The organism is Mycobacterium sp. (assembly GCF_039583805.1).
GTDB lineage: Bacteria > Actinomycetota > Actinomycetes > Mycobacteriales > Mycobacteriaceae > Mycobacterium.
Window position 1 is genome coordinate 1 of the sequence record NZ_JAVKSH010000132.1, and the last position, 8585, is coordinate 8585.

An 8585-nucleotide genomic window follows, 5' to 3' on the forward strand; every position below is an offset into this window, starting at 1 on the left:
AAGGCGGCGACAGCCCAGTTGAATGCCTTGCGGCGGGCACCGAAATGCCGCGCCAGCGACCTGGCTTGATCCTCGGTCGGGTCGAGGGTGAACCGGAACGCCTGTACACACCAGCCCTCAGGCACCTCGAAACGCGCCATCAGGCTGCCTCCGCGTCGTCGGCAGCAGCCGCCGCGACGGCGCGCTTGGCACGGTTGGCGGCCGCGCGTTTGCCGCAGAGGCGGGCACACAACGAAGTCAACACCTCGGTCATATCGCCCACCAGGTCGTCATCGACCTCGGCCGAATCGACCACCACCAGCTCCCGGGCCTGCGCCGCCAACGCGGCCTGCACATACTCCGAGCCGAACCGGCAGAACCGGTCCCGGTGTTCCACCACGATCCGGCGCACCGACGGATCACCCAGCAGCGCGAGAAATTTCCGGCGATGCCCGTCCAAGGCGGAACCAACCTCGGTGAGCACTTTGCCGACCGGGATCTGTTCGGCGGTGGCCCACCCGGTCAGCCGCGCCACCTGCCGATCCAAATCGGATTTCGGATCAGCCGAGGACACCCGCGCATAGACCGCGGTCCGCCCAACCGCAGCACTCTCACCAGATGGAACGTCGACGAGAATCAACCGGCCCACTCGCCGCGCCGATACCGGCAACAGCCCGACTCGAAACCAGCGATACGCGCTCACCCACGCAACACCGTTGCGCTCAGCCCACGCCGCGAGATTCATTGATCTGTTCCTACAGCACACCACCGACAACCACCGACCACCCACCCGCAACAGTTGGCAGCCCCGTACGCGCTATGGCGGCCCCGACCGATGTCGGGGCCGCCATAGCGCGTACGGGGTCGGGTCAGACGCCGCTGCGGGCCTTCGTCCGCGTGCTGCGGCGTTTGAGCGCGCGGCGCTCGTCTTCGCTCATACCGCCCCACACGCCGGAATCCTGGCCGGTGTTGAGCGCCCAGGACAGGCACTCGGTGACCACCGGGCAGCGGTTACACACCAGCTTCGCGTCAGCGATCTGGGCGAGCGCCGGCCCGCTGTTTCCGACTGGGAAGAACAGCTCGGGGTCCTCGTCGCGACACACCGCATTGTGGCGCCAGTCCATACGTCGTTTCTCCTCACTGAGTGCGCACCACAGCGCACCGACATTTTTTTCGGCTGTCAACGCGTGCACAAGGAAGTTTCCGAAACCACGAAAGCTCCTGAACGCGATCCTTCGATCGTTTCACAGGCTCAACAGATGTCAATAGGGCGCGTTGGGCCGTGGGCAATCTCACCTTGGTGATTTGTGACCCCAACCATGGGAAGTTGCTGCTATAATCCCGCAGGCCTCGCGGCCCCCTGCCCCCGGCGTCGTGCATCATTGCAGCTTGGGACCGTTTTTCGGCAGCGGTGCGACGATCGAGAGAGCGTCGGGAACCGTCCGGAACGTCATGGTCTCCCGAACGCCGAGATAGTCGCCGTCGAACTGGCTGGCAATCGGCGCGCCGCCACACGTGACCCGCACACAGGGCACGTCGTCGTCGCGGACCAGCTGCTTGGCCTTCAGGTTGGGCCGTTTGGCGAACATCTGCCGGACCAGTCGCAGGGTGGGGATCACCTTCATGCCGGTAACGGCGAACACCCCCAGGCCGGACTCGAACGTCGCGCCCGGATTGGTCCACAACGGCCGGTTGCCGGCATACGTCCACGGGTTGGCGTTGGAAACGAAGACGAAATGCACACCAGAAATCGGCTCACGACCGGGCAGGTGCAGAGTCAGCGTCGGCTCGCGGCGGGTGCAGGCGAACGCGGCGGGCACCGCCGCGCGGATGTAGCGCGACGCCGTGACCGTGACGCCCTTGCCGCGCTGCGCCTCGACGGCGGCCACGACCTCGGCGTCGACACCCATGCCGGCGTTGAGCACGGCCCACCGCTCGCCGCAGTCGATCAGCCCGATCCGCCGCCAGCTGTTCTGCTGCAGCGCAAACTGGTCGAGCAGCAGGATGAGCTGGTTGGTCGCATCGATCGGGTCCGGCGGAATGCCCAGCGAACGGGCCAGAACGTTCGCCGAGCCGCCCGGCACGATCGCCACCGCGGGGACGGGCCCGGCCGGCAACGGGCCCGGGGGGCCGAGCAGGCCGTTGACCACGTTGCTCACCGTGCCGTCACCGCCGTGCACGACCAGCAGGTCGACCCCGTCCCGCACGGCCGCCTGCGCGATCTCGCCGCCGTGACCGCGGTGGGTGGTGTGCTCGACCGTCAGCTGCAGGCGGCTACGCAGCGCGTGCGCCAGCAGGTCGCGCCCCGAGGAGGTCGTGGAGCTGGCAGTGGGGTTGACGATCAGCACGGCGCGCACGAGGCACCAGGGTACGGGACCGGATGGCTACGCTGACGCTGTGAGCCCGAGCGAGCGGGAGACACTCCCGGTCCCGGCCAGCGTGCGCGGCGCGGGCCTGATCGTCGCCGGGCAGGGTGCGGTGGGCGTGGCCGTGGCCGCCGTGTTGGCGTTGCGCGCGGTGGGCGGGGCCGACCAGCGCACGGTCAACGGTGTCGGCACCGCGGCCCTGTTCGTGCTGATCGGCGGCGGCGTACTGGCTGGCGGCTGGGCGCTGCTGGCCGGACGACGGTGGGGCCGTGGGTTGGCGGTGTTCGTCCAGCTGTTGCTGCTGCCCGTGGCGTGGTATCTAGCCGTGGGTTCGCAGCGCCCGGAGGCCGGGATACCGCTGGGAGTCGTGGCGCTGACGGCGTTGGCGCTGCTGTTCAGCCCGGCCGCCCTGCGCTGGATCGCCGCTGCTCAGCAGACCGGCCCGGCCAGCTCCGCCGGCGCCGGGCCGGAGAGTCGGTAGCCGAGCCACTGCGGGTGCGGCCGTGCGCCGACGGCGTCGTGGATGCCGGCGACCGTGTCCCGGTGTCGGTGGGTGCGGCCCGGCGGACGCGCGCGGTCACGGCCCGATCCCCAGCGCGGTCAGGACGGTCGCGAATTTCGCGGTGGTCTCGGCGACCTCGTCGTCGGGATCGGACTGGGCGACGATCCCGCCGCCGCTGTGCGCCACTGCGGTGCGACGGTCGGCGGACAGCACAGCGCCGCGGATGGACACCACCCAGCGGCCGTCGCCGCGTGCGTCGCACCAGCCGACGGCGCCGGCGTAGAAGCCGCGGTCACCCTCCAGGTCGGCGATGAGCTGCGCGGCGACGCCGGCCGGCACACCGCCGACCGCGGGGGTGGGATGCAGTGTCAACGCCAAATCCATTGAAGTGGTTGATTCTTCACGCAGCCGGCCGTCGATGGGTGTGCTCAGGTGCCACAACGCGGCGGTTCGGCTCAGCTCGGGGGTGGCCGCGATCGTCAACGTGCGGCACATCGGGCGCAGCGCCTCGGCCATCGTATCGACGACGAGGCGGTGCTCGTGGAGGTTTTTGGCCGACGTGGCCAGCGCCGCGCCGGCCGCCGCGTCGAGTTCGGGGTCGGCGGCACGCGGCGCCGACCCCGCGAACGGCCGGCAGCTCACCCGGTCGCCCTCGCGCGCGACCAGCAGCTCCGGACTGGCGCCCACCAGCGCGACGCCCGAATGGTCGCCGCCGGCAGGGGACAAGTCGACCAGGTAGCCGTAAGCATCCGGGTCGGCGGCCACCAGCCGGCGCAGGATCACCCGGGCATCCAGCGGAGCGTCGGCCGCAAGCCGCAACGCGCGGGCCAACACCACTTTGCGCAGCCGGCCGCCCGGCGCGGTCAGGGCATCGCATGCCCGCCGAATCCGCTCCCGGTGTTCCCCCGGTGCGGGGACCGCCGCGGCGATGCGCACCGTCGGCAACGGTCCCGCCGGCCAGTCGGGCAGCCCGGCGAGCCGTCGAACAGTACCGGGCACCATCAGGGCAGCGGGGTTGCTGACGTCGAATGGCAACGCGCCCATCAGTATTGGAACTCCACCCGACCGCAGCGCGCCCTGCGCCTCGGCCACGTCGGGATGGCAGGACCGGATACTGTCGCCGACGAGAACCCCGCCCGGCCCGCACAGCACGAACGGCGGAGTCACCCGGGCGCACTCGGGCGCGAGTAGCCGAGCACACCCAGCTGGCGTACCCCGTGCTCGAAACCGCACACCGCGATCGAGCCGGCGACCATGCCGAACCGGGCGCCCGCCGCCACGGGCAGTTCCAGCCAGCGGGCGATCACGGCGCGCGAGAAGTGGCCGTGGCTGACGAAGACCACGTCGCGCGAGCCCAGGTGCTCCAAAGCCAGCGCGACGGCCTCGTCCGCGCGGTCACCGACCTGGGCAACGCTCTCGCCGTCGGGGCACCCGTGGGTCCAGACCAGCCAGCCCGGCTGCAGTTGCTGAATCTGCGCGGTCGTCAGTCCTTCGTAGGAGCCGTAATCCCACTCGGCGATCAACGGCGACCGCTCGTCGATACTCAGTCCGGCGAGCTCGGCGGTGCACACCGCCCGTCGACGCGGGCTGGCGACCACCATCGGGTTGTCCAGGTGCAGATCGGCCAGCGCCCCGCCGGCGGCCACCGCCTGCCGGCGCCCGTTGTCGGTGAGTTCGAGATCGGTGCGCCCGGTGTGCTGGCCGGACTGCGACCATGTCGTTTCGCCGTGACGCAGCAGTACCAACCGGTGGCTCTCGACTCCCATGCCGACTGATTGTGCCTGACACACTTCGCCATTGGCGCGCGGGCAGGGCGGGCCAGGTGCCAGGATGGCCGTGTGACCCGCAGGCGACGAGGTGGACGGGAGAGCGCGATGAGGTGGTACCGCCCGCGTGCGGGGGAGAGCGGCGCTTCATGACGGCGACCCGGGTGTTGGCGGTGGCCAACCAGAAAGGCGGGGTGGCCAAGACGACCACGGTGGCCTCGCTGGGTGCGGCGATGGTCGATCAGGGACGACGCGTGCTGCTCGTCGATCTCGACCCGCAGGGCTGCCTGACGTTTTCGCTGGGCCACGACCCGGACAAGTTGCCGGCCTCGGTGCACGAGGTGCTGCTCGGTGAGGTAGAGCCGGGCGCGGCGCTGGTGGCCACCGCGGAGGGCATGACGTTGCTGCCGGCCAACATCGACCTGGCCGGGGCTGAGGCGATGCTGCTGATGCGGGCCGGCCGCGAGTACGCGCTGCGACGCGCGCTGGACAAACTCGGCGACGAGTTCGACGCCGTGATCATCGACTGTCCGCCGTCGCTGGGGGTGCTCACGCTCAACGGCCTGACCGCCGCCGACGAGGTGATGGTGCCACTGCAGTGCGAGACGCTGGCGCACCGCGGGGTGGGTCAGTTCCTGCGCACGGTCGCCGACGTGCAGCAGATCACCAATCCGCGGCTGCGGCTACTGGGTGCGCTACCGACGTTGTACGACCCGCGCACCACCCACACCCGCGACGTGCTGCTCGACGTCGCCGACCGCTACGACCTGCCGGTGCTGGCCCCGCCCATCCCGCGGACGGTCCGTTTCGCCGAGGCCAGCGCGTCGGGGTCGTCGGTGTTGGCCGCCCGCAAGAACAAGGGCGCCGTGGCCTACCGCGAGCTGGCGCAGGCGCTGCTCACACATTGGAAGTCCGGCGCACCGCTGCCGACGTTCACGCTGGACGCGTAAAGCGTGGGTCAGCCCAGCGCGACGACGGTGTCACCGCGCTGCTCGAGCACCTGGGACCCGGCGACGGCGGGGATCACCGAGGTGGTGCCCGCCGGCCGGCGCACCGGCAGGGATCGGCCCCTGGCGCCGCTGACCGGGTCGCAGACCGCCAACCCGCCGGTGACCGGGACCAGCAGCTTGCCGGCCATGAGGGTGGCCGGCCCCAGCGGCACCTCCGGCCCGGCGGCGGCGATGGTGTAGCGGTAGGTCAGGTTCACCGCGTCGAACACCAGCACCGCGTCGCCGGTCCACCAACTGACCAGGTTCCCCGATCGGGTGACCAGGGTGGACGCCGCGGGCGGTTTGGGCAGCGGCGTGCTGGCCACGGTGGCACCCGTCTCGTCGAGCACCTCGACCCTGGGCCGCGGCGACGGCAGGTACACCGCCGTGCGGGTGCCGGCCACCGCCAGCACCCGGGCGCTGGATCCCACGCCGACGCCCGGCTCGGCCACGTACCGCTTGTCGGGTTCGTCTTCCTCCTTGCTGGGCCGCAGCAGGGTGAGCCGCAGATCGGGCTGCGTTCCGCACGCCTCCAGCACCGATACCGCCGAGGAGCTCGCCGCCGCCGAGGTCAGCCGGCACCCGGTGTGCAAGCCCGGCGCGGACGGCTTCACCGGCGCGTCGATCTCGCCGTAGGACAGCATCCGCACCATGTCCGAGCGCCACAGCTCCAACCGGGTGTCGCCGGCGGACAGCACCGTCGTCCCGTCGGAGGACAGCTCGACATGCTTGTCGGCGTAGCTGCTGCGGGCCGGTCCGCGTCGGCCGGTGGATCCGTCGACGGTGCTGACCTGGCCGCAGCCCCGGTCGTCGGGGTAGACCGCGACGGCGTAGCGGTAGACCCACGACACCGCGCACAGATCCCGGTCACGCTGGTAGCTCCAGCGCACCTCGCCGGTGGCCGGATCGCGTCCGTCGACCACTCGTCCGGCGCCGGTGACCACGGCGCCGGCGACCACCACCGGCCCGCGGGTGGCTGGACTGGCAGCTGTCCACAGCTGCTTCAGGAGGGCCGGCACGCCGTGCGCCGACGAGGGTTCGGTCAGCGGCACCGCCGCCGGCCGGCTGCTGGTGGCTCGGGCGTCGCTGGTCCACCAGATCGCCGCGGCGACGACGGCGACCACCACCGCGACCGCGGTCCCCGCCACCACGTCGGCTGGGGTGCGGCGTTCGGGTCGGACCATCGGCGGGGTGCCGGCCGCGGCTCAGGCGGTGTTCGAGGCCACGTCCGCCGCCTTGCGGGGGCGGCGGCGGCGCCGGCGTCCGCCGTGCGCGCCGTCGCCGGATGATGCTTTGGCCTCGTCCGCGCCGTCGGCGGCGGTGCTCGCGGTGTTCGCGGCGGGGTGGCCGGTCACCGGTTTGCCGCCGCGGGTGCGCCGCCGCGACCGCGTGCGTTGGCGGGGTTGTTCGGCGCTGCGGCCGGCGGGTTTGCCCGGCGATTTGCGTGGCGCGCCGACGCTGCCGGCAGCCTCGTCGGGTATGTCGAATTCGGCGTACAGGTGCGGCGAGTTGGAGTAGGTCTCGGCAGGGGCGGGGCAGCCCAGCCCGAGGGCCTTGTCGATCATCGTCCAGCGGGGAAGTTCGTCCCAGTCCACCAGGGTGACCGCGATCCCGGTTCGGCCGGCGCGGCCGGTGCGGCCGATGCGGTGCACGTAGGTGTTCTCGTCGTCGGGGCATTGGTAGTTGACGACGTGGGTGACGTCGTCGATGTCGATGCCGCGGGCGGCCACGTCGGTGGCGACCAGCACGTCGATGCCGCCGGTGCGGAACGACGCGAGTGCCTTCTCGCGGGCCACCTGGCCGAGATCGCCGTGCACGGCGCCGACATTGAAGCCCCGTTGGGCCAGCTCGTCGGCGACCCTCTGGGCGGTGCGCTTGGTGCGGGTGAAGATCATGGTGGCACCGCGATCGCGGGACTGCAGCACCCGGCTGACCAGCTCGATCTTGTCCAGGGCGTGGGCCCGGTAGACGTACTGCTTGGTGGCGTCGTGCACCGCTGAAGCTTGCGGCGACTCAGCGCGGATATGGGTGGGCTGGTTCATGAAGGTGCGCGCCAGCGTGATGATCGGATCCGGCATGGTGGCCGAGAACAGCATCGACTGCCGATTGTCGGGTATCTGTCGCAGGATGCGCTCGATGTCGGGAAGGAAGCCCAGGTCGAGCATCTCGTCTGCCTCGTCGAGAACCAGGGCGACGAGTCCGCCCAACCTCAGATGGCCCTGCTGGGCCAGGTCGAGCAGCCGGCCCGGGGTGCCGACCACGACGTCGGCGCCCGCCCGCAGCGCCTCGATCTGCGGCTCGTAGGGGCGGCCACCGTAGATGGACACCACCGACAAGCGCCGGCCCCCGCCACTGGGTGAGTCGACGTGGAGGTGCTTGGCCGCGGTGGCCAGATCGCCGAAGACCTGCAGGCACAGTTCGCGGGTGGGCACCACGACGAGGGCCCGGGGAACGCCGGTGAGCGGAGGCTCGCCGGCGGTGATGCGCTGCAGCAGCGGCACACCGAATGCGAAGGTCTTGCCCATGCCGGTGCGGGCCTGCCCGATGACGTCGTCGCCGGCGAGCGCGAGCGGCAGGGTGAGCTCCTGGATGGCGAAGGGATACTCGATGCCCTCCTCGGCGAGCGCGCGCACTATTTCGTCGCGGACTCCGAGTTGGGCAAAGGTCAGCTGGGTTGGGGTTATCAAGGGTGACATGCGGGTGCGAACAGGCCTTTCGGTGTCAGTTGTCGATCTCGTCTGTTGATCTCGTCGCGGGTCACGCGCGCACGAGTTCTGACTCCGAATACGTTGCCGATTCGCGGGCCCAACGCTGAACGAGGCGGACCAACTGCGTGCACGCACATTTCGCCGGCGGCGGCAGAACCGCCACCAGCCTCGATCATACCTGGTCGATCCGCATCGGTCCGGGTCGCCACGTTTCGGGGCCGGGTGGTGATCGCCAGCGCGGCGGAGCCGGGCGCAGCGGGTCGCCACGTTTCGGG

Annotated in this window: 10 protein-coding genes; 2 read left to right on the forward strand and 8 right to left on the reverse strand. The window is 71.0% G+C overall.

Annotation, left to right across the window (positions count from 1 at the left end; genetic code table 11):
- The 4 genes from ABDW21_RS15150 to ABDW21_RS15165 all read right to left on the reverse strand — a co-directional run.
- Positions 1 to 140 (reverse strand): helix-turn-helix domain-containing protein (locus ABDW21_RS15150; RefSeq protein WP_343599701.1); only part of this gene is annotated, 140 nt, incomplete at its 3' end.
- On the reverse strand, positions 140 to 724 hold the full coding sequence (locus ABDW21_RS15155) for an IS607 family transposase (protein ID WP_343710659.1): 585 nt from the start codon (positions 722 to 724) through the stop codon (positions 140 to 142). The genes ABDW21_RS15155 and ABDW21_RS15150, both read right to left, overlap by 1 nt.
- Before the next feature lie 124 nt (positions 725 to 848).
- Entirely contained in the window at positions 849 to 1103 is a 255-nt protein-coding gene (gene whiB1 / locus ABDW21_RS15160; protein ID WP_343599695.1) for a transcriptional regulator WhiB1, read from the reverse strand.
- Between the two features lie 255 nt (positions 1104 to 1358).
- Positions 1359 to 2336: a diacylglycerol kinase family protein gene (locus ABDW21_RS15165; RefSeq protein WP_343599693.1), complete on the reverse strand. Its 978-nt coding sequence runs from the start codon at positions 2334 to 2336 to the stop codon at positions 1359 to 1361.
- Between the two features lie 40 nt (positions 2337 to 2376).
- On the opposite strand from ABDW21_RS15165, the gene ABDW21_RS15170 reads away from it, so the two are divergent.
- Positions 2377 to 2826 (forward strand): hypothetical protein, encoded by a 450-nt coding sequence (locus ABDW21_RS15170; protein ID WP_343599691.1) that lies wholly within the window; start codon positions 2377 to 2379, stop codon positions 2824 to 2826.
- A gap of 96 nt (positions 2827 to 2922) precedes the next feature.
- Here the strand turns inward: ABDW21_RS15170 and ABDW21_RS15175 are convergent, their stop codons facing one another.
- Together ABDW21_RS15175 and ABDW21_RS15180 are read right to left on the reverse strand one after the other, a co-directional pair.
- Positions 2923 to 4014, reverse strand: a complete 1092-nt coding sequence (locus tag ABDW21_RS15175) for an isochorismate synthase (protein WP_343599689.1) — start codon at positions 4012 to 4014, stop codon at positions 2923 to 2925.
- Positions 4011 to 4613 (reverse strand): acid phosphatase, encoded by a 603-nt coding sequence (locus ABDW21_RS15180; protein WP_343599687.1) that lies wholly within the window; start codon positions 4611 to 4613, stop codon positions 4011 to 4013. The genes ABDW21_RS15175 and ABDW21_RS15180 overlap by 4 nt, the downstream gene beginning before the upstream one ends.
- 149 nt (positions 4614 to 4762) lie before the next feature.
- On the opposite strand from ABDW21_RS15180, the gene ABDW21_RS15185 reads away from it, so the two are divergent.
- Positions 4763 to 5563, forward strand: a complete 801-nt coding sequence (locus ABDW21_RS15185) for a ParA family protein (RefSeq protein ID WP_343599685.1) — start codon at positions 4763 to 4765, stop codon at positions 5561 to 5563.
- Positions 5564 to 5571: 8 nt separating this feature from the next.
- Here the strand turns inward: ABDW21_RS15185 and ABDW21_RS15190 are convergent, their stop codons facing one another.
- Both ABDW21_RS15190 and ABDW21_RS15195 read right to left on the reverse strand, forming a co-directional pair.
- A complete protein-coding gene (locus ABDW21_RS15190) occupies positions 5572 to 6786 on the reverse strand; it encodes a hypothetical protein (RefSeq protein ID WP_343599683.1) in 1215 nt (404 codons plus the stop codon).
- Positions 6787 to 6807: 21 nt separating this feature from the next.
- Positions 6808 to 8298, reverse strand: a complete 1491-nt coding sequence (locus ABDW21_RS15195; protein ID WP_343599681.1) for a DEAD/DEAH box helicase — start codon at positions 8296 to 8298, stop codon at positions 6808 to 6810.
- Positions 8299 to 8585: the final 287 nt, after the last annotated feature.